The sequence below is a fragment of the Pseudomonas sp. Q1 genome, assembly GCF_009935975.1.
Lineage (GTDB): Bacteria > Pseudomonadota > Gammaproteobacteria > Pseudomonadales > Pseudomonadaceae > Aquipseudomonas > Aquipseudomonas palleroniana.
The window spans coordinates 1-608 of the sequence record NZ_QODI01000070.1; the positions used below are offsets into that span (position 1 = coordinate 1).

Annotated in this window: 1 pseudogene; it reads right to left on the reverse strand. The window is 61.7% G+C overall.

Going from position 1 to position 608, the window contains the following annotated elements:
* Positions 1 to 608 (reverse strand): annotated as a pseudogene (locus DK870_RS29175) (IS30 family transposase); the annotation flags it as partial.

Sequence of the window (608 nt, forward strand, 5' to 3'; positions counted from 1 at the left end):
GCCATTGAGCGCTGCACTGAGGCCCTCCATCGCCGAGGTTGCCGTCGCGTCATTCATCTTCACTAACCACTAGTGCGCTCCACCAACGTGCCTACAGACGAGGCGTTGGCCTTACCCTTGATCAGGTCGCCTTCCCAATGCCCCGGCATCAGCCGGTCTTCGATCTCCGGCGGCGCACATGAATGCTGACCATCTCGGGGATTTGGCCGTGCCTATTTACACCGCCAGAGCGCGGCCGGCGTGTCGTCTTGCTTTGGCGCAGATAGATGGTCAGCTCCTTCGCAGCTCGCCGACCGGCAAGGCATAGAGCGCGTTATAGATCGTCTCGCGGCAGACGTAGGCATCTCGGAGGCTGGGAATGTTCATGCTGCGCAGCGTGCCGGCAATCTGCTCTGGAGACAAACGCTCACGCAGCAAATGGGGCACCAACTCGAAGCGCTCGCTACCCGCAACAGCTTTCGCATCGGCCGACAAACCTGGTGGCGGGTCTGCATCTGCTGCTGGGCCACACGGGCCGAGTAACCGCCGCAGACAACTCGATTGCGGCGCAGCTCCCGGCTGATGGTCGAAGGGGATCGGTTGATCAAGCAGGCAATCCTACGCAGGCT